The organism is Roseovarius sp. MBR-6 (genome assembly GCF_040547525.1).
Lineage (GTDB): Bacteria > Pseudomonadota > Alphaproteobacteria > Rhodobacterales > Rhodobacteraceae > Roseovarius.
In genome coordinates this window covers 126,177-148,875 of sequence record NZ_JBEPPW010000003.1, presented here as the reverse complement: position 1 = coordinate 148,875, position 22,699 = coordinate 126,177, and the positions used below count along the sequence as shown (strand labels likewise).

The 22,699-nt window shown below is 67.5% G+C and carries 23 protein-coding genes; 13 read left to right on the top strand and 10 right to left on the bottom strand.

Translation table 11 applies throughout. The features are described 5' to 3' along the window. The first annotated feature begins 7 nt into the window (after positions 1-7). From ABIE57_RS05255 to ABIE57_RS05225, 7 genes are all read left to right on the top strand, one after another. Complete coding sequence (locus tag ABIE57_RS05255; RefSeq protein WP_354537960.1) at positions 8-1,771, top strand: sodium:solute symporter family protein; 1,764 nt, start codon at positions 8-10, stop codon at positions 1,769-1,771. A 116-nt stretch (positions 1,772-1,887) separates the two neighbouring features. Continuing rightward, on the top strand, positions 1,888-3,729 hold the full coding sequence (locus ABIE57_RS05250; protein ID WP_354537959.1) for a DUF294 nucleotidyltransferase-like domain-containing protein: 1,842 nt from the start codon (positions 1,888-1,890) through the stop codon (positions 3,727-3,729). 1 nt (position 3,730) lies between these two features. Further along, on the top strand, positions 3,731-4,237 hold the full coding sequence (locus tag ABIE57_RS05245; RefSeq protein WP_354537958.1) for a hypothetical protein: 507 nt from the start codon (positions 3,731-3,733) through the stop codon (positions 4,235-4,237). A gap of 19 nt (positions 4,238-4,256) precedes the next feature. After that, complete coding sequence (locus ABIE57_RS05240) at positions 4,257-4,634, top strand: response regulator transcription factor (protein WP_354537957.1); 378 nt, start codon at positions 4,257-4,259, stop codon at positions 4,632-4,634. Beyond that, positions 4,631-6,697 (top strand): exonuclease domain-containing protein, encoded by a 2,067-nt coding sequence (locus ABIE57_RS05235; RefSeq protein ID WP_354537956.1) that lies wholly within the window; start codon positions 4,631-4,633, stop codon positions 6,695-6,697. The genes ABIE57_RS05240 and ABIE57_RS05235 overlap by 4 nt, the downstream gene beginning before the upstream one ends. A gap of 251 nt (positions 6,698-6,948) precedes the next feature. Further along, the gene (locus ABIE57_RS05230; RefSeq protein ID WP_354537955.1) at positions 6,949-7,980 is read left to right on the top strand and encodes a LysM peptidoglycan-binding domain-containing protein; all 1,032 of its coding nucleotides are present in this window, start codon (positions 6,949-6,951) and stop codon (positions 7,978-7,980) included. A gap of 1 nt (position 7,981) precedes the next feature. Next, positions 7,982-9,016 (top strand): transporter substrate-binding domain-containing protein, encoded by a 1,035-nt coding sequence (locus ABIE57_RS05225; protein ID WP_354537954.1) that lies wholly within the window; start codon positions 7,982-7,984, stop codon positions 9,014-9,016. A gap of 306 nt (positions 9,017-9,322) precedes the next feature. Here the strand turns inward: ABIE57_RS05225 and ABIE57_RS05220 are convergent, their stop codons facing one another. From ABIE57_RS05220 to ABIE57_RS05190, 7 genes are all read right to left on the bottom strand, one after another. Beyond that, the gene (locus ABIE57_RS05220) at positions 9,323-9,862 is read right to left on the bottom strand and encodes an adenine phosphoribosyltransferase (protein WP_354537953.1); all 540 of its coding nucleotides are present in this window, start codon (positions 9,860-9,862) and stop codon (positions 9,323-9,325) included. Positions 9,863-9,923: 61 nt separating this feature from the next. Further along, positions 9,924-10,304: a hypothetical protein gene (locus ABIE57_RS05215; protein WP_354537952.1), complete on the bottom strand. Its 381-nt coding sequence runs from the start codon at positions 10,302-10,304 to the stop codon at positions 9,924-9,926. Positions 10,305-10,382: 78 nt separating this feature from the next. Continuing rightward, positions 10,383-10,997, bottom strand: coding sequence for a hypothetical protein (locus ABIE57_RS05210; protein WP_354537951.1), 615 nt, complete (start codon positions 10,995-10,997; stop codon positions 10,383-10,385). Positions 10,998-11,018: 21 nt separating this feature from the next. Beyond that, complete coding sequence (locus ABIE57_RS05205) at positions 11,019-11,153, bottom strand: aa3-type cytochrome c oxidase subunit IV (protein ID WP_354537950.1); 135 nt, start codon at positions 11,151-11,153, stop codon at positions 11,019-11,021. An 89-nt stretch (positions 11,154-11,242) separates the two neighbouring features. Continuing rightward, on the bottom strand, positions 11,243-11,695 hold the full coding sequence (locus tag ABIE57_RS05200; protein ID WP_354537949.1) for a DUF6173 family protein: 453 nt from the start codon (positions 11,693-11,695) through the stop codon (positions 11,243-11,245). Between the two features lie 14 nt (positions 11,696-11,709). Next, on the bottom strand, positions 11,710-12,747 hold the full coding sequence (locus ABIE57_RS05195; protein ID WP_354538188.1) for an MBL fold metallo-hydrolase: 1,038 nt from the start codon (positions 12,745-12,747) through the stop codon (positions 11,710-11,712). A gap of 2 nt (positions 12,748-12,749) precedes the next feature. Next, on the bottom strand, positions 12,750-14,468 hold the full coding sequence (locus tag ABIE57_RS05190; RefSeq protein WP_354537948.1) for an acyl-CoA dehydrogenase: 1,719 nt from the start codon (positions 14,466-14,468) through the stop codon (positions 12,750-12,752). A 131-nt stretch (positions 14,469-14,599) separates the two neighbouring features. Here ABIE57_RS05190 and ABIE57_RS05185 point away from each other — a divergent pair, with 131 nt between their 5' ends. Next, positions 14,600-15,544, top strand: a complete 945-nt coding sequence (locus ABIE57_RS05185) for an L-threonylcarbamoyladenylate synthase (RefSeq protein WP_354537947.1) — start codon at positions 14,600-14,602, stop codon at positions 15,542-15,544. Between the two features lie 68 nt (positions 15,545-15,612). Here the strand turns inward: ABIE57_RS05185 and ABIE57_RS05180 are convergent, their stop codons facing one another. Both ABIE57_RS05180 and ABIE57_RS05175 read right to left on the bottom strand, forming a co-directional pair. After that, entirely contained in the window at positions 15,613-15,939 is a 327-nt protein-coding gene (locus tag ABIE57_RS05180) for an AzlD domain-containing protein (RefSeq protein ID WP_354537946.1), read from the bottom strand. Continuing rightward, positions 15,936-16,658, bottom strand: a complete 723-nt coding sequence (locus tag ABIE57_RS05175) for an AzlC family ABC transporter permease (RefSeq protein ID WP_354537945.1) — start codon at positions 16,656-16,658, stop codon at positions 15,936-15,938. The genes ABIE57_RS05180 and ABIE57_RS05175 overlap by 4 nt, the downstream gene beginning before the upstream one ends. Before the next feature lie 55 nt (positions 16,659-16,713). On the opposite strand from ABIE57_RS05175, the gene fdhD reads away from it, so the two are divergent. From fdhD to ABIE57_RS05150, 5 genes are read left to right on the top strand one after another with little or no spacing between them, the layout of a single operon-like run. After that, positions 16,714-17,604 (top strand): formate dehydrogenase accessory sulfurtransferase FdhD, encoded by an 891-nt coding sequence (fdhD, locus tag ABIE57_RS05170; RefSeq protein ID WP_354537944.1) that lies wholly within the window; start codon positions 16,714-16,716, stop codon positions 17,602-17,604. Beyond that, positions 17,601-18,233: a molybdenum cofactor guanylyltransferase MobA gene (gene mobA / locus ABIE57_RS05165; protein WP_354537943.1), complete on the top strand. Its 633-nt coding sequence runs from the start codon at positions 17,601-17,603 to the stop codon at positions 18,231-18,233. Before fdhD ends, mobA begins: the two co-directional genes overlap by 4 nt. Further along, positions 18,230-18,721 (top strand): molybdopterin-guanine dinucleotide biosynthesis protein B, encoded by a 492-nt coding sequence (gene mobB / locus ABIE57_RS05160; protein ID WP_354537942.1) that lies wholly within the window; start codon positions 18,230-18,232, stop codon positions 18,719-18,721. Before mobA ends, mobB begins: the two co-directional genes overlap by 4 nt. Continuing rightward, a complete protein-coding gene (locus ABIE57_RS05155; RefSeq protein ID WP_354537941.1) occupies positions 18,718-20,826 on the top strand; it encodes a molybdopterin-binding protein in 2,109 nt (702 codons plus the stop codon). The genes mobB and ABIE57_RS05155 overlap by 4 nt, the downstream gene beginning before the upstream one ends. Then, a complete protein-coding gene (locus ABIE57_RS05150) occupies positions 20,823-21,767 on the top strand; it encodes an NAD(P)H-binding protein (RefSeq protein ID WP_354537940.1) in 945 nt (314 codons plus the stop codon). Before ABIE57_RS05155 ends, ABIE57_RS05150 begins: the two co-directional genes overlap by 4 nt. A 70-nt stretch (positions 21,768-21,837) precedes the next feature. Here the strand turns inward: ABIE57_RS05150 and ABIE57_RS05145 are convergent, their stop codons facing one another. Then, a complete protein-coding gene (locus ABIE57_RS05145; protein ID WP_354537939.1) occupies positions 21,838-22,608 on the bottom strand; it encodes a DeoR/GlpR family DNA-binding transcription regulator in 771 nt (256 codons plus the stop codon). Between the last annotated feature and the right edge of the window lie 91 nt (positions 22,609-22,699).

Sequence of the window (22,699 nt, the reverse complement as noted above, 5' to 3'; positions counted from 1 at the left end):
GCAAGACATGGATCAAACGACACTCAACATCATCGTCGTGGGCCTGAGCTTCGCGCTCTATTTCGGCATCGCGATCTGGGCCCGCGCGGGATCGACCGCCGAATTCTACGCTGCGGGTCGCGGCGTGAATCCGGTGATCAACGGCATGGCCACGGCGGCCGACTGGATGTCGGCGGCCTCGTTCATCTCGATGGCGGGTCTCATCGCCTTCGTGGGCTACAACAACTCCACCTTCCTGATGGGCTGGACGGGCGGCTATGTTCTCATGGCCATGCTGCTTGCGCCCTACCTGCGCAAGTTCGGCAAATACACCGTGCCGGAATTCGTGGGTGATCGCTTCTACAGCAACACCGCCCGCGTGGTGGCCGTTGTCGCGCTCATCACCATGTCGGTCACCTATGTGATCGGTCAGATGGCCGGTGCCGGTGTGGCGTTCTCGCGCTTTCTGGAGGTGGACAACACCACGGGCCTCTTGATCGCGTCGGCGGTGGTTTTCGTCTACGCCGTGCTTGGCGGGATGAAGGGCATCACCTACACGCAGGTGGCGCAATACTGCGTGCTGATCGTCGCCTATACCATCCCGGCGATCTTCATCTCGCTGCAACTGACCGGCGTGTTCCTGCCGCAGATTGGCATGTTCTCCGAGCATACCGCTTCCGGGCAGCACCTTCTGGTGACGCTTGACGGGCTGCTCAACGATCTGGGCTTCAACGAGTACACCTCCGGTTCCAGCCCCTGGCTGATGGCGCTCTTCACCCTGTCGCTGATGATCGGCACCGCGGGCCTTCCGCACGTGATCATCCGCTTCTTCACCGTGCCGCGCGTGGCTGATGCGCGCTGGTCGGCGGGTTGGGCGCTGGTGTTCATCGCGCTTCTGTATCTCACCGCTCCGGCAGTGGGTGCGATGGCGCGCCTGAACATCATGACCACCATGTGGCCGCAGGGCGTGCAGGGCGAGGCCGTTGCGGTCGAAGACCTGCCCGACTGGTTCGAGACCTGGAGCGTGACCGGTCTGCTGGGTGTCGAGGACAAGAACGGCGACGGCAAGATCCAGTACTACAACGAAAAGTCCGAAGCCATGGTGGCGCTTGCCGCCGAGCGTGGCTGGGAGGGCAACGAGCTTGTCACCTTCAACCGTGACATCCTCGTGCTGGCCAACCCCGAAATTGCCGGGCTTCCGGGCTGGGTGATCGCGCTGATCGCCGCCGGTGGTATTGCCGCGGCGCTTTCGACGGCTGCCGGTCTTCTGCTGGCCATCTCCTCGGCCATCAGCCACGACCTGATCAAATCGACGATCAATCCCGGTATTTCGGAAAAAGGCGAGCTTCTGGCCGCCCGTATCTCGATGTCGGTGGCGATCGTGGTGGCGACCTATCTGGGTCTGAACCCGCCGGGCTTTGCCGCCCAGGTGGTGGCGCTGGCCTTCGGTCTGGCGGCGGCCTCGCTCTTCCCGACGCTGATGATGGGCATCTTCTCCAAGCGCATCAACTCGGCGGGCGCGACGGCCGGTATGCTGGCCGGTCTGATCTCGACGACGCTTTACCTGTTCCTCTTCCTGGGCTGGTTCTTCGTCCCCGGAACGAACATGCTGACGCCGGATCAATACCTCTTCGGTATCCCGCCGACGCATTTCGGCCCGATCGGTGCGCTCTTGAACTTTGGCGTGGCCTATCTGGTGTCGAGCATGACGGCAGAACCGCCGAAGGAAATCCAGGACCTTGTCGAAAGCGTGCGTATCCCGCGCGGTGCCGGTGCGGCCACGGGTCACTGAACCAAATGGCGGGGGCGGCATCTGTCGCCCCTGCTTTTCTCAGCCCGCCGATATTTCCGGTAAGACCGGGCGCTTTTAGGTCCTTTTCCAAAACCCGCAGGAGGGAGCCACCCGCGATGGCCAAACCCGAGCCGACGCCCATTACCGCGCTGTGCCGCAACGTGCCGTTCGATGCGCTCTCCGAAGGACTGCGCGCCGGGTTGGCCCCGGAGCTGACCCGTGTCCGGCTTGCGGCGGGCGAGGTGCTGTTTGCTACCGGCGACGTGCTGAAGGGGTTCTATCTGGTCGAGAGCGGCGCGCTTGATATCGTCACCAGCGGCAGCGAGCCGGTTTCCCGGCGCGGACCCGGCGACATGATGGGGGAGCGCGGATTGCTGCGCGACGGCAGGGCGCAACTCACCGCGCGCGCGGTCGAGGCGACGCAGGTCATCATGGTGCCCGCGGACTGGTTCCTGCGGCTGATCGATGAGGTGCCGGCGCTCGAGCAATGGTTCGCCCGCGCGCGCCCGCTCCGCCATACCGATGACGGGCCTTATGCCACCGGGCTGACGGCGCTTCAGGTCTCGGACCTGATGGCCAAGACGCCCATTACCTGCGCGCCCGAGGCCACCATCACCGATGTGGCGCGCCTGATGCGCGCGCATGTCATCTCCTCCGTGGTGGTGATGGAGGGGACGCGACTGGCGGGCATCATCACCAGCCACGATCTCACCAACAAGGTGCTGGCCGAGGGGCTGTCGGGCGAGATCCCCGTGGCGCAGGTGATGACGCCGGACCCGGTGACCATCGCGCCGACGCAACTGGGTCTCGATGCGCTGATGAAACTTGCCGAACTGGGCGTCAATCACCTGCCGGTGGCGCAGGGCGGGCGTGTGGTGGGGATGATCGGCAAGACCGATCTCTTCCGTCAGCAGGCCGCGACCGCAAGCCATATGGTTGCCGATATCGCCGGGGCCGGATCGGCCGAGGACATGGCGCATGTCATGGACCGCGTGCCCGGCCTTCTGGCGCAACTCGTGCGGGCGGGGGTGAAGCCCGCCTCGATCACCCGCCGCATCACCGATATCACCGATGCGATCACACGGCGGCTTTTGCGGTTGGCCGAGACCGAACTGGGCCCCGCGCCGGTGCCCTGGCTCTGGGCCGCGTGTGGCTCTCAGGGGCGGCGCGAGCAGACCGGCATCAGCGATCAGGACAATTGCCTGATCCTTGACGACGCCTTTGACGCGGACAGGCATGACGGCTATTTCGCCGCGCTGGCGAAATATGTCAGCGACGGGCTGGATACCTGCGGCTTTTTCTACTGCCCCGGCGACATGATGGCCACCAACCCGCGCTGGCGACAGCCGCGCCGGGTGTGGCGCAAATATTTCGCGGGCTGGATTGCGCAGCCCGACAATCAGGCGCAGATGCTGGCGTCGGTCATGTTCGACCTGCGTCCCATCTCGGGCGAGACGGCGCTGTTCGAGAACCTCCAGACCGAGGTGCTCACGGCGGCGCGCAGGAATTCGATCTTCGTCGCCCACATGATCGCCAATTCGCTCAAGCATACGGTGCCTCTGGGCCTCTTCCGGGGCTTTGCGCTGATCCGCTCGGGTGAGCACAAGAACACCATCGACCTCAAGCATTCCGGCGTCGTGCCGGTGGTCGATCTGGGGCGCATCTACGCGCTTCTGGGTGCGATCGAGGCGGCGGGCACGCGCGACCGGATCGAGGCGGGGCGCGCGGCGGGGGTCGTCTCGGAAAGCGGCGCGCATGATCTGCTTGACGCCTACGACCTCATTGCCGAAACCCGGCTACGCCATCAGGCGGCGCAGATCCTGCGCGGCGACGCGCCTGACAATTTCATGAACCCCGCCGACATGTCGGATCTGGAGCGCAATCACCTGCGCGACGCCTTCATGGTCATCAAGACGATGCAATCGGCCGTGGGACAATCCCGAGGGGTGCTGAGCTGACATGTTTTTCGAACTGATCGCGACCTTTGCCGCGGGCATCGGGGCTGCCGCTGCGATTGTTGCCCTGGCGCATCTGACCGGGGGCAGGCTGCCGCGCTATACCGCGCCGGCGGCGGCCGGTCTGGCCATGCTCGCCTATGCGATCTGGTCGGAATACAGCTGGGCCGCGCGGACCGCAGGCGCCTTGCCCGAGGGGGTGGAGGTGCTGGTGGAAATCCCCGAGACCCGCCCGTGGAAGCCCTGGACCCTTGTCGTGCCGCAGGTCACGCGCTTCATGGCGCTTGACCGCGCGGGGGTGCAGAGCAACCCGGAGGCACCCGGCGTGCTTCTGGCCGATGTCTATCTGTTCGCGCGCTGGAACCCGCCCGCGCGACTGCCGCAACTTGTCGATTGCCCCAACCGGGCGCGCGCCGAGGTCTCCGAGGCCGCGCTTGCCGATCTGTCTCAGGCCGCTTGGAGGAGCGCGCCGGAGGATGATCCGCTTTTGGAGGCACTGTGCACATCCTGACCGGGAGAGGAGGCCCGCGATGCCGCAAAAGACCGTTCTGCTCGTCGAGGACGAGGACAATATCGCCCTTGCGCTCACCCATCTGATCGGGCGCGCGGGCTATGCCCTGCGCCGCGTGGCCAGCGGCACCGACGCGATGACAGCACTGGCCGAGGAACGCCCGGATCTGGTTGTGCTGGACGTGATGCTGCCCGGCAAATCGGGTTACGAGGTCTGCCAGCTCATCCGCCGCGATGCGGGATTGCAAGGCGTCAAGGTTCTGATGATCACGGCCGGCGGCGGCGAGATGGAGCGGCGCAAGGGCATGGCCGTGGGGGCCGACGCGTTCATGACCAAGCCGTTCTCGACCGCTGATCTCACGCAAAAGGTCTGTGCGCTTCTGGATGACGGTGCATGATCGAGCGGTTGACAAAGCGCCTCGGCCTACGGCTGCGCTTCGCGCTTTTCTTCGCGGCGCTTGGTCTGGGCGGGGCGGTGCTGATCGGTGCGGCGCTCTGGTTCGGGCATCAGCGCGGTGGCGGGCCTGTCGACGGTTTCGTGATTGGCGGTATGATCGCCGGTCTGGGCGTGCTGGGTCTGTCGGCCTGGATCGGGCTTCTTTTTGATGAGAACGTGGCCAAGCCCATTCTGGCGCTGGCCTCGGATCTGACCACCCGCGCGCGCGCCGATGTGGATTTGCAGATCGACGAAAGCCAGGCCAGGCATCTCAGCACGCTGGCCCCCGCCGCCAATGCGATCAACGCCGCACTTGCGGAGGCGCGCGCCGCGCGGCAACGCGCGGTCGAGCGCGAGACCGCCCGCATCGCCCGCGAGAAGGCGCTGTTCGAGGCGCTCTTCCGCGATCTGGGCGAAGGTGCCGTGGTGGCCACGCCCGACAACCGGGTGATGCTCTACAACCGCATGGCGCAGGAGCTTTTGCCGCAGATCGGGCTTGACCGGCCGCTTGACGCGGTGCTGCGTCCCGAGCCGGTGACCGACGCGCTGCGCCGGCTGGAAGAGGCGCGCATTGCGGGCCGCGCCAGTGCCGAGACGTTTCTCGCCGCCTCCACCGATGGCAAGCGGTTCCTTCAGGGCCGTGTCACCCCGATCCTGTCGGATGAGGAACTGTCGGGCCATGTGCTGATCTTCCGGGACGCCACCGACGATCTGCGCGCCCATGCCGAGCAGGCGCATCTTTTCAACACCCTGCTCGAAGGTGTGCGGCGCCCCTCGGGCACCATCGCGGCACTGCTCGATGTGCTGGAAACCGGCGCGGACCTGCCCCCCGAGGCGCGTGCGGGCTTTCGCAAGGGCATCTCCGAGGAGGTCACACGGCTCTTCAAGGTCATCGACAGCATGGCGAACGAACAGGCCGCCGCCACCTCGCGTCGCTGGCCGGTCTCTGCCGTGGCGGCCAGCCATATCTTTGACGCGGTGCGCGCGCGCGAGGCGCTGAGCGTCTCCGCCATGGCCACCGATGCCATGGTGGCCTGCGACGGCTTTGCCATGGCGACGCTGTTCGCGCGGTTGATCGAACGGCTGGGCGAAAGCGGCACGCGCGCGGGCTTCACCCTCGCCGCCGAAACGGACGGCACCGAAACGCGGCTCATCCTTGGCTGGCAGGGCGAGGTTGCCACCGATGGCGAGATCATGGGCTGGCTGTCTGCGCCGCTCTCGCCCGCCTACGGGCATTACTCGGGCCGCGACGCGCTCGACGCGCATCAGACCACGATCTGGGCCGAGGGACAGGGCACCGCGCACCGGATCGTGCTGCCGCTGCCCACGGCCAGCGCGCCGCTTGCCCCCGGTGACGCGCGGCCCGAATTCTACGATTTCAACCTGCCCGCCGCCCCGAGCGCCGAGATGGCCGCGCGCGCCCTGTCCGACCTGAGCTTTGTCGTCTTTGACACCGAGACCACGGGCCTGTCGCCGCGCGGCGGCGACGAGATCGTGCAGATCGCCGGACTGCGCATCGTCAACGGGCGCATCCTGCGCGGCGAAACCTTCGATGCGCTGGTCAATCCGGGCCGCCCGATCCCGCCCGCCTCGACCCGCGTGCACCACATTACCGATGCCATGGTCGAGGGCGCGCCCGATATCCGCGACGTGGGCCAGCGGTTCCACGATTTCTGTCAGGGCGCGGTTCTGGTCGCGCATAACGCGCCCTTCGATCTGGCCTTTCTGCGCCTAAAGGAGCCGGTAATCGGGCGTCGCTTCGACAATCCGGTGCTCTGCACCGTTCTGATGTCGGCGGGGCTGTTTGACCACACCGGACAACACACGCTCGATGCGCTGTGCGCGCGCTTCGGCATCACCATTCCGCCGGAGGCGCGCCATACCGCCATGGGCGACACGGTGGCCACGGCAGAGGTATTCGTGCGGATGCTGGGGCTTCTGCGCGACAAGGGGGTGACAACCCTCGGCGGTGCCATTGCCGAAGAGGGGCGGATGACCAGGATCCGCAAGACGCAGGCCTATTGATCCGGTCGGATTGCCGCGTATCGCCATCGGTCCCGGTTTGGGAATACGCGTCCGGGCTGTTGCGCCGACGCCTCTTTGCCTCGCCGCCTTGCGGCATGGATGGGGGCCGAGCAGGAAGGGGCTTGACCGAATCTCTCTCGCACCGTTTTAGTGACCGCATTATCTGGGGGTATGTACGATGCGAAGCTCTATTTGTGGGGGTCTTTTGGCCCTCTCTGTCTTTTTTTGGCGGGGCTGTTTTCGGCGGGGCGGTGCAGGCGCAGACCTGCGGGGGCGAGTATACCGTGCAACGTGGCGACAGCCTGTCGCTGATCGCGGACAGCCAATACAAGGATGCGGGCAAGTGGACCGCGATCCATTCGGCCAATATCGACGCCATCGGTCCGAACCCGAACAATATCCGCGTGGGGATGCGGCTTCGGTTGCGTTGCATCGACGGGCTGCCCTCGGGCCTTGCGGGGGGCGCACCGCTGCCTGCGGCGGCGACACAGGCACAGGTCCCCGCGCCGCTGGTCGTGGCGGCCGGGAATGCCGCCACCCGGCGCAAGATCAACATTTTGACAGGTGGTGATTTCTGGCCCTTCACCGACAAGGCCATGCCCAATGGCGGCATTCTGGCCGAGGTGGTTCAGGCCGCGATGGAGGCCGCCAACCCGCCGCAGGGTTTTGCGATCCACTGGGTCGATGACTGGGCCGCGCATCACGAGCCGCTCTTGTCCAATGCGCTGCTCGATATCGGCTTTCCGTGGTTCAAGCCCGATTGCGCCGCCGACCCCGAGACCTATCGCTGTGCCAACCTGCTCTTCTCGGACTCGATGTTCGAGGTGCTGATGCTGCTCTTTGTCGACAAGAGCCGCCCGTTTGCCTTCAACACCGATGCCGATCTGGCGGGCAAGGTGCTCTGCCGTCCGGCGGGCTATTCCACCTATATCTTCGATCAGCAGGGGCGCAACTGGCTCAAATCCGGGGCGATCACCCTCAAACAGCCCGCCTCGCCCGGAGACTGCCTGCGGCTTCTGACGGAGGGCGCGGTGGATGGCGTCGTGCTCAACGAATTCCTCGGGCGCGGCAAGATCAAGGAAATGGGACTTCAGGATCGTGTGGTGGTGGCACAAGGGCAGCCCATCTCGATCGACGGCAATCACATGGTGGTGCACAAGTCGCACCCCGATGGCCCCGCGCTTCTGGCGGTATTCGAAGAGGGGCTGGCGAAGATCAAGACCGACGGCACCTACCGGCAGATCATCGACGCGCATATGAGCCGCGTCTGGGCGGAGTTCTGAGGTGAGGCGCGCGGACAGGTTTGCGGCGCTTGGTGCCCTCATCTTGCTGGCGCTGCCGGGGGCGGCGCTGGCGCTCTGCGACGTGACCTATCGTGTGCAGCCGGGCGACACGCTGCGTTCGGTCGCGGCGGCGCATTACGAGAACGACGACCTGTGGACGCTGATCTACTATGCCAATCAGCGCGCGCTTGTCGGGCAGGTCGAGACACTGGCGCCCGGCACCGAGATCGAGATCCCCTGTCCGGCCGAGGAGACGCGCCCCGACCCCACGCCGCTGGTGCAGAAGGGCGCGGAGATGACCCTGTTGACGGGTGGCAATTTCGCGCCTTTCACCGACCGCACCTGGCCCGGCGGCGGGCTGGTGACGGAACTGGTCAACGCGGCGCTGGAAATGGCCCCGTCGCCCGTGCCCTACGAGATTGTGTGGGAGGATGACCGGTCTCGGCACCTTAGCCCGATCCTGTCGGAGAAACGTCATGACATGGGGTTTCCCTGGCTCAAGCCCGATTGCGCCAGCAGCCCCGATGATCTCCGCTGCTCCGGGTTTCATTTTTCCGAGCCGCTGATCGACCTGCCGATCATGCTGTTCAAGCGCGCGGACAGCCCGCTCACATACGAGAGCGATGCCGATGTGTCAGGCGTGCGGCTCTGCCGACCGGCGGGCGAGGCGACGCATGATCTGGATCGTGCCGACCGGCGCTGGCTGTCGCAGGGGGTGGTGACGCTGGTGCAGCCCGAGGGCCCCGAGGCCTGTTTCGCGGCGCTGATGGCGGGGGATGTGGACGCGGTGGCCGTTGACGTGTTTCTGGGCGCGTCAAAGGTGGTCTCGATGGGGCTGCGCGGGCAGGTTGTGCCGCTTGAGCGGCCGCTCTCGCGCGACACGCTGCATGTGGTGATTTCCAAGAGCCACTGGCGCGGCACGACCCATCTCTACCGGATCAACGCGGGGCTGGCCCGGTTGCGCGAGAGCGGGCGCCATGCCGAGATCGTGCAGCGGCATCTGGCGATCTTCTGGGAGCGGTTGAACGAGGGGTAGGGGGCGTTGCAAGCTCGAATGCCGTCGCCCAAAGACGCTACGAACTGGGCGTCAGCGTGGTTGCTGCCTTTGGCCTGAAGGGGACATTGGTGGAGCCGCGCATCGACGGGCCGCGGTGCGGCGATCCAACGTTCGTTTGGCAGCGCTTTATCTCGCCAAATCCGAAAAACCTCTTGGCATGGCGCAAGCGGCAGCCAAATCGCCGTGCCGGGGGGCGGCCCGGCGATGCGCGGCGGCGTGCAAGCACGCCTTGATTCCGCGCAGGGGACAGACGGCCAATGTCAGCAACAGGCCAAACCGGCCCCGTCACAGCCCCTCGAACGCGCAGAGCGTGTGCACGTCCATCCCCATCCCGGCAAGCCGCGCGTGCCCGCCAAGCCCGGGCAGGTCGACGATGAAGGCGCAGCCGATGATCTCTCCGCCCAGCCGCTCGATCAGGCGGATAGCCGCCGCCGCCGTGCCGCCGGTGGCCAGCAGGTCATCGACCAGAAGCACCCGTTCGCCCGCCGCGATGGCATCGTCGTGGATTTCGACCACCGCCTCGCCGTATTCGAGGTGATACTCCTCCGAGATCACCGCGCCGGGCAGCTTGCCCTTCTTGCGGATGGGAACGAACCCGACCGAGAGCTGATGCGCGATGGCCCCGCCAAGGATGAAGCCGCGCGCCTCGAGCCCCGCCACCTTGTCGATGCGCACCCCCGCCCATGGGTGGAGCATCTGGTCGATCGCCATGCGAAAGCCGCGCGGATCGGCAAAAAGCGTGGTCACGTCCCGAAAGAGGATCCCCTCATGCGGGAAATCGACGATGGTGCGGATATAGTCCTGAACGGTCTTGTGCCTCGTCATGGGCGGTCTCCGGCAAGGGTCGTGCCGCTTCTGCCGCAGGGCGGGGCCGCGCGCAAGGGTCTCAGAGCGCGCCGCGATATTCGGCGATGGCCCCGGTCAAGGTACTCACTGCGTAGAGCGTTGCGCCAAAGACCACCACGCAAAGCAGGAAATTGAGCGCCGATTGCACAAGTCGGCCCGCGTGCCCCTGCGGGTTGCCGAGAAAGGCGATCTCGGGACGCAAAAGGAAGCGCGACGCGATATAGCCGAAGAGCAGCACCGACAGCACCCAGTAGGTGACATGCAGGATGAGGATGTCATGCGCGCGCGCGAGATAGCTGGCGAAGCCCACCACCAGAACCCAGCGTATGACCTGAAAAATCTCGTCTGCCACCGCCTCGAACTGGCGGCCCATGGCGTAGCGCCATGTCTGGTCGGTGAGTTTGTCGGTAAGCCTGGACATACCTACTTGATGGGGCCTCTTCGCGCGCGCGTCCAGTGATGTGACAGGGCGCGCGCGCGAGTGTGAAGGCGCGTGCGCTTAGTTCGCGCGGGCGCGCGTCGGGTCCCAGGCGGCGAGCACGCCGGAATTGTCGTCGCTGTCGTATTCGTAGAGGGTTTCCTCGGTCACGCCGGGGATGCGCGCAAAGGCGTCGGCGGTCTTTTTGGGGAACCAGGATGTGCTGACCTTGCCGGGGAAAAGCTCGGCCATGATCTTCGATGTGGCCAATGAGCAGGCGGCATTGGGCACCGGCCCCGCCGCCTCGGCCAGCCGGATCGCCTTGGCGGCCAGTTCCGGCGTGACATCGAGCCGCTGGATGCGGACATGGAAGGTCTTGCGCGCGTGGTAGCGGGTATAGACATCCGCGACATGGGGTGTGATGCCGTAGAGCACATCGTTGCGCTCGGGCAGGGTGCGCAGGCTGTTGAACGAGCCTGCGGGGTCGAAGATCACCCGCTGCGCGCCGTTTATCATCAATGCGGTATGCGCGCCCGATCCGTTGTTGTTGTTTATCATGGTGAAGAGCGTGAGGTTGGGCGGCCCGTCATGACGATAGGCGGCGCGCGTCACCTCCTCGTCGGTCGACCAGACCGATTCGGCGGCGCAGCCTGCAAGGGCAAGAACGGCGCAGAGCGCCAGCAAGAACGACCGCATGGCTGCCTCCGGTTCGGGACTTCAGCCGTTGACCAGCGCGAGAAAGATCAGGAAACCGATGATGCCCACCACCGACCACATGGTCCACTTGATGAAGCCCTCAAAGGTCTTTTCCTGAACGGTAATGTCCATTTCGCCATGCTTGTGTTCGGCCATGTCGCGCGGTCCTTCTGTTCGTCCGGTATGAGTTGGAGCCGTGATTACCGTATTTGTCGGGCCCTGTCACGGCCCAACCTGACGCAGCTTCACCCCCGTTCGAGATCCTGCGCGAGGCGAAAGCCGATCCGCGTGGGCGGGGCCTCTTCGGCCTGTTTGGGCAGGGCGCGCAGCATCACCGAGAGCTGGCTCACATGCTGCACAAGCTGGGTGCGCATCCCCATCTGGTCCTGGCCGTAGAAGGTCACGATATCGGGGTCGAAATACCCCATGCCCTCGATGCGCAGCGTCCCCGCGTCCGATCCGGCAAAGCCCATGGCCACCTCGTGCGCCTCGTCGAGGGTTTTCTCGAAGTTGCCGATATAGAGGATGAGCCGCTCATAGGCCCATTGCGCGGGGCTTTTCTGATCGACCGGGGTTTGGGGCAGCGATTTTGCCGCCTCCTCCATACAGGGCTGGCCGGGGGTTGCGTGAACCTCGTGGCAGCGGGGCATGGCCGCGTTTTCGGCCAGTTCCGCCGATGTCTGGATCTGGTCACTCATGCGCGCCCCTCCCGTTACCGCACCTGCCAGAGCCACGCGCCATCCTCGCGCCGCCAGCGCCTGACCGCGCCAGCGTGCAGGAGGTGGTTGAGATGCGCAACCGATTCCACCAGAGCGAGCCCGTAGGTGCCCGCATCGATCCTGCGCCGGAACAGCAGCGGAAAGCAGTCGGCGGCGGTGTGCGGCTCCTTGAGGAACGCGCGCAGCCGCCCGAGCGCCGCCTCGTGATTCTCCCGGAGTTGCCGCATCCGTAGCGGCAGGCCGGTAAAGGGCAGCTTGTGCCCCGGCAGGACAAGGTGATCCTCGCGCGCATGCGGAGCAAGCCGGTCGCAGGCGGCGAACCACTCGGCCAGCGGATCGGCCTCGGGCTCGGTCGGATAGACGCCGATATTGGGGCTGATGCCGGGCAGGATCTGGTCGCCCGCGATCACGAGCCGATCCTCGCGCGACCAGAGCGTGAGGTGGTCGGGCGCGTGCCCGCCGCCCAGCCGCACGTCCCAGTCGCGCCCGCCCGCGCGGATCACCTCGCCGTCAACAATCCGGCGATAGCCCACGGGGATGGGCGCGCAGGTATCGGCAAAATTATAGGGCCGCTCGCGGCGTCGCGCCTCGAATATCTCGGGGTCCATGCCGCCCGCGCGGGAAAAGTCGAGCGCCTGCGCCGTCGGTGCCTCCTCGACATCGAGGATGAGCATCCGCGCCAGAAGCCAGCTTGTCCGCGTGGCCCAGAGCGCGGCCCCGAACCGCGCCATGAACCAGCCCGCCATGCCGACGTGGTCGGGGTGGTGATGGGTGAGGATGACGCGCCCCACGGGCTTGCCGCGCAGGGGACCCGCGAGGATCGTCTCCCAGAGCGCGACCGCGCGCCGCGAATGGATGCCGGTATCCACGATGGTCCAGCTCTCGCCCTCGTCGAGCGCGTAGACATTGACGTGATCGAGCACCATCGGCAGCGGCAGGCGCAGCCAGAGCAGGCCGGGGGCCACTTCGGTGGCCTCGCCCTCGGGCGGCGGGGCCTCCCACGGGTGATGGATGAGCGCGCCGCCGTCCATCATCAGGCGGCGAAATCCGCGTCGTCCAGCGCGTAGAGATCGCCCGCGCCGCCCGTGGCATGGGCAAAATGGCCGATATGCTCGGGCAGAAGCCGGGTGATGTAGAACCGCGCCAGCCGCGTGCGCGGTCCGGTGCCGCCCTCGGCCAGCGCGGCCTTGAGGTGGAAATGCGCGCCCAGAACGCGGGCAAAGCCGCGCAGATAGGGGATGGCACCCGCGAAACGCTCGGTCATGTCGGTCTGTGCAAGCATCCAGTCGGTCGTCTCGCGCAGGGTTTCCGCGGCCTGCCAGAGCTTGCCCGCCAGATCGGGCAGGGCCGCGCGCGCACCCTCGGCCACGGCCTCGATCTCGTCGATCAGGGCAAAGGCCGCGTCGCCCCCGTCCATGAGCTTGCGACCGACAAGATCCATCGCCTGAATCCCGCTCGTGCCCTCGTAGATCGCGGTCACGCGCACGTCGCGCAGATACTGCGCCGCGCCGGTCTCTTCGATAAAGCCCATGCCGCCATGCACCTGAACGCCGATATCCGCAACCGCGATGCCGGTCTCGGTGCCGAACACCTTGGCCAGTGGCGTGAGCAGCGCCGCGCGCGCGCGCCAGCGCGGCGCGCCGGTGGCGGTCTGCATGTCGATGGCCTGCGCGCAGGCAAGGGCGATGGCGCGCGCGGCAAAGGTCTCGGCGCGCATGGTGGCGAGCATCCGGCGCACATCGGCATGACCAAGGATTGCGCCGCCGCTTGCCCCGTTCGCCGTGCGTCCCTGACGGCGCTCGCGCGCATAGGCCAGCGCGTGCTGCGTCGCCCCCTCGGCCACACCCACGCCCTGACCGCCGACGCCGAGGCGGGCGTTGTTCATCATGGTGAACATGGCGCGCATCCCGTCATGTTCGTGCCCCACCAGCCAGCCGGTGGCCCCGTCATATTGCATCACCGCCGTGGGGCTGCCGTGCAGGCCCATCTTGTGCTCGAGGCTGACCACGCTGAGCGCATTGCGCGTGCCGGGATTGCCGTTTTCGTCGGGGATGAATTTCGGCACCAGAAAGAGGCTGATCCCCTTGGTGCCCGCCACGCCATCGGGCAGCCGCGCCAGCACGAGATGGCAGACGTTTTCGGTGAAATCGTTGTCGCCCCACGAGATATAGATTTTCTGCCCGGTGATGGCATAGGTCCCATCGCCGTTCGGCTCGGCCTTGCTGCGCAGCGCGCCGACATCCGATCCCGCCTGCGGCTCGGTCAGGTTCATCGTGCCGGCCCAGTCGCCGCTCACCAGTTTGGGCAGGTAGAGCGCCTTCAGGGCGTCGCTGGCGTGATGCTCGAGCGCCTCGATCTGGCCTTGCGTCATCAAGGGGGCCAATTGCAGCGACAGGCATGCGGCCGACATCATCTCGTTGACGGCGGTGGTCAGAACCATCGGCAGGCCCATGCCGCCATGCTCGGGGCTGGCCGCGATCGAGACCCAGCCGCCCGTCGCGATGGCGCGGTAGCCCTCGGCGAAACCGGGAGAGGTGCGCACAACGCCGTTTTCCAACCGCGCGGGGTGCAGATCGCCGCTGCGTTGCAAGGGTGCCATGACCTCTTCGCACAGGCGCGCGGCCTCATGCAGGATGGCGGCCGTCATGTCGGGCGTGGCCTCGGCAAAACGCTCGGTGGCGGCGACCTCGGGCAGGCCGACGATGTGATCGAAGAGGAAGAGATACTCGTCCACCGGGGCACGATAGGGCATGGATACCTCCTATGGGGCAGGCGCGGCTTGGCAGGCGGGCCGCGTCACGTTATGGGCTTAACCCTCGGGACAAGGGTAATCAACCGCCGCGCACAGGCAACCGGAACGCCGCGTCAGGTCAGGGGTCGTAAATGCCGATTGCAACCGAATTATTGCAGGCCGACCCGGCGGGGCTTGTGGCGGCGGCCGCGATCTGGCGCGCGGGCGGGCTGGTCGCGCTGCCGACCGAGACGGTCTACGGCCTTGGGGCCGATGCGCGCGACGATCTGGCGGTGGCGCGGATTTTCGAGGCCAAGGGGCGGCCCCGGTTCAACCCGCTCATCGTCCATCTGGCCGATGTGGCGGCGGCGCAGGACCTGGTGCAGTGGTCGGATGCCGCCGAGCGGCTTGCCTCGGCCTTCTGGCCGGGGCCGCTGACACTGGTGCTGCCGTTGCGGGGCGGCGCGGGGATTTCGCCACTGGTGACGGCGGGTCTCGGGACCCTGGCGCTGCGGGTGCCCGCGCATCCGGTGGCGCGGGGCGCGCTCTCGGCCTTTGGCGGGCCGATCGCGGCCCCCTCTGCCAACCCCTCGGGGCGAATCAGCCCGACCACGGCAGACCATGTGCTGGCAGGGCTCGGGGGCCGGATCGAGGCGGTGATCGACGGCGGGCCTTGCGCCGTGGGGGTTGAATCGAGCATCGTTGGCCTCTCGGGCGCGCCCGTGCTCTTGCGACCCGGTGGCGTGTCGCTCGAGGCGCTGGAGGCCAGATTGGGCGCGCCGCTGGCGCGGCATCAGGCGGGCGATCCGCTCACCGCGCCGGGGCAGATGGCCTCGCATTACGCGCCGGGGGCACGGGTGCGGCTCGGGGTCCTGGCGGCGGGTGCGGGTGAGGTGATGCTGGGGTTCGGCCCGGTGGCGGGGGATCTCAACCTCTCGGTTGCGGGTGATCTGCGCGAGGCGGCGGCCAATCTCTTTCACCACCTGCACGCGCTCGATGCCATGGGGGCGACGGGGATCGCCGTGGCGCCGATCCCGGAAGCGGGGCTGGGGCGCGCGATCAACGACCGGCTGCGGCGCGCCGCCGCGCCGCGATAGGGGGCGCTGCCCCCGTCGCGCATCCGCGCGACTCCCCCGGGATATTTCAGGCCAGAAGAAGCGCGGGGCTAGCCGAGAAGGGCGAGGCCGCCGAAAAGCGTGAGCGCGCCGGACGCGATGGCCAGCACAACGTTGCGCGTGGCATAACCGATCACCAGCGTCACCCCCGCCGCGACAAGGCGCGCGGGATCGGGCGCGCCGTCGGTGGCCGCAGGCCAGAGCGTGAGCGGTGCAACGAGCGCCGGGATGAGTGCCACCGCCGTGTAGCGCAAATGCCGCAAGAGCCAGGCGGGCATGGGCCGGTCACCCACCAGCCCCAGAAACACGAAGCGCAGGGCGAAGGTGCCGATCCCGAGTGCTGCGATGAAAAGCCAGAGATCGCGCCCCTCGATCATGGCTGGCGCGCCGCCTTGCGCCGCTCGAGCATCACCTCGGCCTGCGCGCCGGTCATCATCCCCGCAAGCCCCGCGATCAGCAGCCCGACATTATAGGGCAGCCCGGCGGCGAGCAGCGCCACCGCCACCGACACAAGCGCCGCCGCGACATGGGCGGGCGTGCGCAGCATCGGCCCGATCATCGCCAGAAAGGTGATGGGCAGTGCGAAGTCGAGCGCCATCGCCTCGGGGATCCGGTCGCCGATCAGCGCGCCCAGAAGGGTGAAGAGATACCAGAGCGGACAGATCGGCGTGACCACGCCGAAATAATAGGTCATCCGCTCGGGCACGGACCAGCGCGGATGGTTCTCATAGGCGAAATAGGAAACAGTGTAACTCTGATCGACCATGAAATAGGCGGCGAACGCGCGTTGCCAGAGCGGGGCCGCGCCGAGGTAAGGCGTGAGAGAGGCCGAATACATCGCCATGCGCAGGTTGACCGCCAGCGCCGAGACGAGCGCGACCAGCGCGGGCGCGCCGTCGCTCAGGAGTTGCACGGCGGTGAATTGCGCGGCCCCCGCGATCACGAGGACCGAAAACCCCATGACCTCGGAGAGGTTCAACCCCGCCTCGGTGCCGACCACGCCGAAAAGGAGCGAGAAGGGCACCACCACCAGCACGAAGGGTGCGCCGTCGCGCACGCCTTGCCAATAGAGGGATTTGGTGGTTTGCCTTGACACGATTTTCCGCCCCGGTCGCAGTCTCCGGGGACGGGGTAGCCGAGAGCGGGAGGAGATGCAATTGGCCCAGCAGAGCGACACGGGCGATTATCTGATCGCGCCTGACCCTGCCGCCGTGCGGCTGACACGCGCGGTGGAGGGGGTGGATCACGACGGGAACCGCACCGAGATCCGGGTCGTGGAGGAGCGCCCGCTGACGATCTTTCTCAACGGGCAGGAGATCGTGACGGCGATGACCATCGGCGATTATCCCGAATATCTCGCACTCGGGTTCCTGCGCAATCAGGGGATGCTGGCCGAGGGCGAGGCGGTGCTGGGCGTCGACTATGACGAGGAGTTGGAGACCGTCGTGGTGCGCACCGACGGGCAGACCAGTTACGAGGAGAAGCTGAAGAAGAAGACCCGCACCAGCGGCTGCGCCGTGGGCACGGTATTCGGTGACATGATGGAGGGGCTGGAGGGGGTGCGCCTGCCGGAGGTGGAGGTGCGCACCTCGGACCTCTACGCGCTGGCCGCGCAGGTCAACCGCACGCCCTCGCTTTATCTGGAGGCGGGGGCGATCCATGGCACGGTGCTGTGCCAGGGCGCGCGTGCGCTCGTCTATATGGAGGATGTGGGCCGACATAATGCTGTGGACAAGATCGCGGGCTGGATGCTGAGCGAAGGCGTCAGCGCCGGTGACAAGCTGCTTTACACCACCGGGCGGCTCACGTCGGAGATGGTGATCAAGACCGCTATGATGGGGATTCCGGTGCTGGCCTCGCGTTCGGGCTTTACCGCCTGGGGGGTGGAGATCGCGCGCGAGGTGGGGCTCACGCTGATCGGCCGGATGCGGGGCAAGCGGTTCGTGTGCCTGGCTGGCGAAGAGCGGCTTTTGCGCGATGCCGATCCCGCCAGCGTCGAGGAGGAAAGCCCCAAACACCGCCGCAAGAGTGCCGACGCATGAGCGCGCCACTTGGGGTGATCCTCGCCGGGGGGCAGGCGACAAGGATGGGTGGGGGCGACAAGGGGCTATTGGCGCTGGGCGAGGGGGTCATCCTCGATCACATCATCGCCCGGCTGGGGCCGCAGATGGGGGCGATGGCGCTCAATGCCAATGGCGATGCGGCGCGGTTTGCGCGCTTTGGCCTGCCTGTGCTGCCCGATCCGATCTCCGGTTTCGCCGGGCCTTTGGTGGGGGTTCTCGCCGGGCTGGACTGGGCCGCCGGGCTGGGGGCCGGGGCCATCGTGACGGTGGCCGCCGATACGCCCTTTTTCCCGCGCGATCTGGTGGCGCGCCTGCAAGCGGAGGCCGAGGGCATGGCGCATCCGCTGGTGCTGGCGGCGACGCCGCGCGGCGATGAGGAGACCAAATCCATGAGCCGGGGCGGGCAGGTGCGCCACCCCACGTTCGGCCTCTGGCCGGTGGCGCTGCGCGATGATCTGCGCGCGGCACTCGAGGGGGGGTTGCGCAAGGTGGTGATCTGGACCGAGAAACATGGCGGGCGCGAGGCGCTCTTTGACAATGAGGATGCCTTTTTCAACGTCAACACGCCCGAAGATCTGGCCCTTGCGCGGCGGAGGGTCGGGGCATGAAATTATACGGTGTGACCGGTTGGAAGAATGCCGGCAAGACCGGGCTGATGGAGCGGCTGGTGGCCGAGATGGTGGCGCGGGGCCTCAAGGTCTCGACCGTCAAGCACGCGCATCACAGCTTTGACGTCGATCATCCGGGGCGCGACAGTTACCGGCATCGACAGGCGGGGGCGGGCGAGGTGCTGCTCGCCTCGCGTCACCGGGTGGCGCTGATGCGCGAATTGCGTGGGCAGGATGAGCCGGTGCTCGACGATCTGCTGGCGATGCTCGCGCCCTGCGACCTGGTGCTGATCGAGGGCTACAAGCGCGACCGTCACCCCAAGGTGGAGGCTTACCGCGCCGAGACCGGTCATGCGCTGATTGCGCCCGGTGATTCTACGATCCGCGCGGTGGCAAGCGATGTGGCGCTTGATCTGGATCGGCCGGTGTTCGATCTGAACCACACAGGCACGATTGCGGATTTCATTTTGGCAGAGGTGGGGCTGTGACCCCCTTCGACAGCTTTGCCATGCTGGATTGGTCGAGCGGCAACGATACCGGGCCGCGCCCGCGCCGCGATGCGATCTGGCTGGGATGCGTGCGCGGCGGGGTGGAAGAGGCCCCGCGTTACTTTCGCAACCGGGTGGAGGCCGAGGCGACGCTTGTCGATCTCATCGAGACCGAGCGCGCGGCGGGGCGCCGCCTGTTCATCGGGTGCGATTTTCCGTTCGGCTTTCCGACGGGGTTCGCGCGGGCGCTGACCGGGTGCGATGACCCCTTTGCCGTCTGGGACTGGCTGGAGGCGCGGATCGAGGATGCCCCGCGCGCCAATAACCGTTTTGACGTGGCGGGCGAGATCAACGCGCGGTTTCCCGGCGTGGGGCCGTTCTGGTTCAACGGGTTGAAACGCGAGATAGCGGGGCTGCCGCGTCGCGACACGCGGGCGGGCCATGGCCTGCCCGACCGGCGGTGCGCGGATGCGGGCGCGCCGGGGGCGTTCAGCGCCTGGCAGATGGGCGGTGCGGGGGCGGTGGGCGGGCAGGTGCTGATCGGGCTGCCGGTGCTGAACCGGCTGCGGCGCCGCTTTGCGGGGCAGGTGGCGGTCTGGCCGTTCGAGGGGATGGACGCGCCGGTGGCGTTGGTCGAGGTCTGGCCGGGGCTGATCAACAGGGCCGTCAAGCGCGCCGAGGCGGCGGGCGGCATCCGCGACGCGCATCAGGTGCGGCTCATGGCGCGGGGGCTTGCACGCTTGCCTCGGGACCGTCTCGCCGCCATGCTGGCGGTGGACGCCCCCGAGGAGGGATGGATTTTCGGCCTCGGGCATGAGGAGGAGTTGATGCGCGCCTGTGACGATCCGCTGAAACCGCCGCCGCTGCGGAACGACTGTTTCGCGTTGCCTGCTGGCGTGGACTGGACGCCGGTGGACGACGCGCTCGACCTGCTGCGCGCGCGGTTGCGTGCGGTGGTGGGGCAGGAGGTCGTGCCGCTGACCCAAGCGGCGGGGCGGGTTCTGGCCGCTCCGGCGATGGCGCGGCGCGCCAACCCGCCGGAGGCCAATACGGCGGTGGATGGCTATGGCTTTGCCTTTGACAGTCTCGGGCCGGGCGATCAGGTCTTGCCGCTGGTCGAGGGCCGCGCGGCGGCGGGGGTGCCCTATCCCGGCGCGGTGCCGCAGGGATATGCGGTGCGGGTGCTGACCGGGGCGGCGCTGCCCGAGGGGGTGGATACGGTGATCCTGCAAGAGGATGTGACGCTCGGGCAGGGCCGTATCGCCTTTCGCGGCGGGCTGAAGCGGGGCGCGAATACCCGACGCGCGGGCGAGGATGTGGCAGCGGGGGCAACCGTGCTGGAGGCGGGCCGCGTTCTGACGCCCGCCGATCTGGCGCTGTGCGCCGCGGTGGGGCTGGCCGATCTGCCGGTCTTCGCGCGGTTGCGCGTGGCGGTGATTTCCACCGGAGACGAATTGGTGGAGCCGGGGGAGGCCGCATGCGCGGGACAGATTTATGACGCCAACCGCCCCATGCTGACAGCCCTCGCGCGGCAGATGGGCCATGATGTGCTGGACCTTGGCCGGGTGGCCGATGATCGCGCCGCCCTGCGCGCGGCGCTTGACCGGGGCGCGGCGGAGGCGGATGTGATCCTGACCTCGGGGGGGGCCTCTTCGGGGGATGAGGATCACGTCTCGGCCCTTTTGAACGAGGCGGGGGCAATGGCCGAATGGCGCATCGCGCTCAAGCCCGGGCGCCCTCTGGCGCTGGGTATGTGGGGCGGCGTGCCGGTCTTTGGCCTGCCGGGCAACCCGGTGGCGGCGCTGGTCTGCACGCTGATTTTCGCGCGGCCCGCGATGGCGGTGCTGTCAGGGGCCGAATGGCGCGAACCGCAGGGGTTCGAGGTGCCCGCCGCCTTCGAGAAGCGCAAGAAGCCGGGGCGACGCGAATATCTGCGCGCGCGTATCCGCGAGGGCCGCGTGGAGGTGTTCAAGTCTGAGGGTTCGGGCCGGATCAGCGGGTTGAGCTGGGCCGAGGGGCTGGTGGAATTGCCCGATGCTGCTGCGGAAATCGCGCCGGGGGATGCGGTGCGCTATCTCCCCTATGCGAGTTTCCTCACGGGATGACGGCGCGGGTTCTGGTTCTGGGGCCCACGGGCACCAGCGGGCGCGCGGTGGTGGCGGCGGCGCTGGCCGAGGGGCGGGGCGTCGATTGCCTGTTGCGCCCGCATCACGCGGGCGGCGGGCATGGGTTGCCCGAGGGCGTAGGGCTGCATTTCGGCACGGTGGCCGACGCGCTCAAGACAGGCGGCGCGGGGGCGGTGATCTGCTGCATGGCCTCGCGCAGCGGCGCGCCGGCGGATGCCTGGGCGGTGGATCACGCGGCGACCGTCGCGGCCATCGCGGCGGCGCAAGAGCACGGCGCGCAATTCGTTCTGCTGTCTGCGATCTGCGTGCAGCGGCCCCTGCTGGCGTTTCAACACGCCAAGCTTGCGGCGGAGGCAGCGCTTGCGGCCTCGGGCCTGCGCTACTCCATCGTGCGCCCGACCGCCTATTTCAAGTCGCTCTCGGGGCAGCTTGGCCGCCTGCGGGCGGGCAAGCCGTTCCTTTTGTTCGGCGACGGGAGGCTGACGGCGTGCAAGCCGATTTCCGACGGCGATCTCGCGCGGTACCTTGTGGAGTGCCTCGACGATCCGGGGCGCTGGAACCGGGTGCTGCCCATCGGCGGGCCGGGACCGGCGATCACGCCCATCGAGCAGGGCGGGATGCTCTTTGCCGCGCTTGGCCTTGCGCCGCGCTATGCCCGCGTGCCGGTGCGGCTGATGGACGGGGTCGTGGGCGCGCTGGCGCTTGGCGGGCGGGTGAGCGCGCGGCTCGCGGGCAAGGCGGAGCTGGCGCGGATCGGGCGGTATTACGCGACCGAGTCGATGCTGGTGCTCGACCCCGTGACCGGGCGCTATGACGCGGCTGCCACACCCGAGACCGGGGCCGAGACGCTGGGGGATTTCTATGCGCGCCTCGCGCGCGGCGAGGTCAGCGTCGCGCGCGGGGATCATGCGGTGTTCTAGCGGGGGCGCTGCCCCCGTCGCGCATCCGCGCGACTCCCCCGGGATATTTCAGGCCAGAAGAAGCGGCGGGTCAGGCGTCTTCCCGGCAGACATGGATCTGGGTGTTCCATGTCGCGCAAGCCTCGGTCAGGGCGGGCGGCAGAGGGGCGTCGGTGAAGACGCGGTCCACGTCGCGCAGCGAGCCGATGCGCACCGGCGCGCTGCGCTGGAACTTGGAGGTGTCGGCCACCAGCATCACCTCGCGCGAGCGTTTGAGCAGGGTCTGGCCCACAAGCACCTCCTGGATGTCGAAATCGAGCATGTCGCCGTCCTCGTCGAGCGCCGAGCAGCCGAGAATGGCGTGGTCGAACTTGAAATTCTCGATGGCGCGCGCGGTCAGGTGGCCGACCAGCCCGTTATCGGAGCGCCGGAGCGCGCCGCCCGCCAGCACGATCTCGCAATCGGGATTGGCCGAGAGGATGCGCGCCACGTTCATGTTGTTGGTCACCACCATCAGGTTGCGGTGGTCGATGAGCGCCTGCGCCACTGCCTCGGTCGTGGTGCCGATATCCAGGAATATCGAGCAATCCTCGGGGATGGCCGCCGCGCAGGCGCGCCCGATCGCCAGTTTTGCGGGCTCGTTGAGGCGGCGGCGCTCCTCGTAGAGGATGTTGGTGACGCCCGAAGGCAGGATCGCGCCGCCATGCACGCGCTCGAGCTTGCCCGCGTTGGCCAGTTCCGTGAGGTCGCGGCGGATGGTCTGGACGGTGACGCTGAAGCGTTCGGCGAGGTCCTCGACCATGACCTTGCCCTCGGTGCGGGCGATCTCGAGGATATCGGGTTGGCGAAAGGTCTGGGACATGGCGGGCCTGATTTGGTGTGTTGTTCGATTATGTTCGGTTTCGTGCCGCGTGCAAGCGCACGCGCGCGATTCGGGACATTTTCTGTCGTTT

Excerpts from the sequence above, each read along its gene's own strand:
- fdhD (WP_354537944.1), top strand. The coding sequence starts at position 16,714 with ATGCAATTGGCCCAGCAGAGCGACACGGGCGATTATCTGATCGCGCCT.
- ABIE57_RS05245 (WP_354537958.1), top strand. The coding sequence starts at position 3,731 with ATGTTTTTCGAACTGATCGCGACCTTTGCCGCGGGCATCGGGGCTGCC.
- ABIE57_RS05235 (WP_354537956.1), top strand. The coding sequence starts at position 4,631 with ATGATCGAGCGGTTGACAAAGCGCCTCGGCCTACGGCTGCGCTTCGCG.
- ABIE57_RS05240 (WP_354537957.1), top strand. The coding sequence starts at position 4,257 with ATGCCGCAAAAGACCGTTCTGCTCGTCGAGGACGAGGACAATATCGCC.
- ABIE57_RS05190 (WP_354537948.1), bottom strand. The coding sequence starts at position 14,468 with ATGCCCTATCGTGCCCCGGTGGACGAGTATCTCTTCCTCTTCGATCAC.
- ABIE57_RS05200 (WP_354537949.1), bottom strand. The coding sequence starts at position 11,695 with ATGAGTGACCAGATCCAGACATCGGCGGAACTGGCCGAAAACGCGGCC.
- ABIE57_RS05220 (WP_354537953.1), bottom strand. The coding sequence starts at position 9,862 with ATGACGAGGCACAAGACCGTTCAGGACTATATCCGCACCATCGTCGAT.
- ABIE57_RS05180 (WP_354537946.1), bottom strand. The coding sequence starts at position 15,939 with ATGATCGAGGGGCGCGATCTCTGGCTTTTCATCGCAGCACTCGGGATC.
- ABIE57_RS05150 (WP_354537940.1), top strand. The coding sequence starts at position 20,823 with ATGACGGCGCGGGTTCTGGTTCTGGGGCCCACGGGCACCAGCGGGCGC.
- ABIE57_RS05210 (WP_354537951.1), bottom strand. The coding sequence starts at position 10,997 with ATGCGGTCGTTCTTGCTGGCGCTCTGCGCCGTTCTTGCCCTTGCAGGC.
- ABIE57_RS05145 (WP_354537939.1), bottom strand. The coding sequence starts at position 22,608 with ATGTCCCAGACCTTTCGCCAACCCGATATCCTCGAGATCGCCCGCACC.
- mobA (WP_354537943.1), top strand. The coding sequence starts at position 17,601 with ATGAGCGCGCCACTTGGGGTGATCCTCGCCGGGGGGCAGGCGACAAGG.
- mobB (WP_354537942.1), top strand. The coding sequence starts at position 18,230 with ATGAAATTATACGGTGTGACCGGTTGGAAGAATGCCGGCAAGACCGGG.
- ABIE57_RS05205 (WP_354537950.1), bottom strand. The coding sequence starts at position 11,153 with ATGGCCGAACACAAGCATGGCGAAATGGACATTACCGTTCAGGAAAAG.
- ABIE57_RS05215 (WP_354537952.1), bottom strand. The coding sequence starts at position 10,304 with ATGTCCAGGCTTACCGACAAACTCACCGACCAGACATGGCGCTACGCC.
- ABIE57_RS05250 (WP_354537959.1), top strand. The coding sequence starts at position 1,888 with ATGGCCAAACCCGAGCCGACGCCCATTACCGCGCTGTGCCGCAACGTG.
- ABIE57_RS05255 (WP_354537960.1), top strand. The coding sequence starts at position 8 with ATGGATCAAACGACACTCAACATCATCGTCGTGGGCCTGAGCTTCGCG.
- ABIE57_RS05185 (WP_354537947.1), top strand. The coding sequence starts at position 14,600 with ATGCCGATTGCAACCGAATTATTGCAGGCCGACCCGGCGGGGCTTGTG.
- ABIE57_RS05195 (WP_354538188.1), bottom strand. The coding sequence starts at position 12,747 with ATGGACGGCGGCGCGCTCATCCATCACCCGTGGGAGGCCCCGCCGCCC.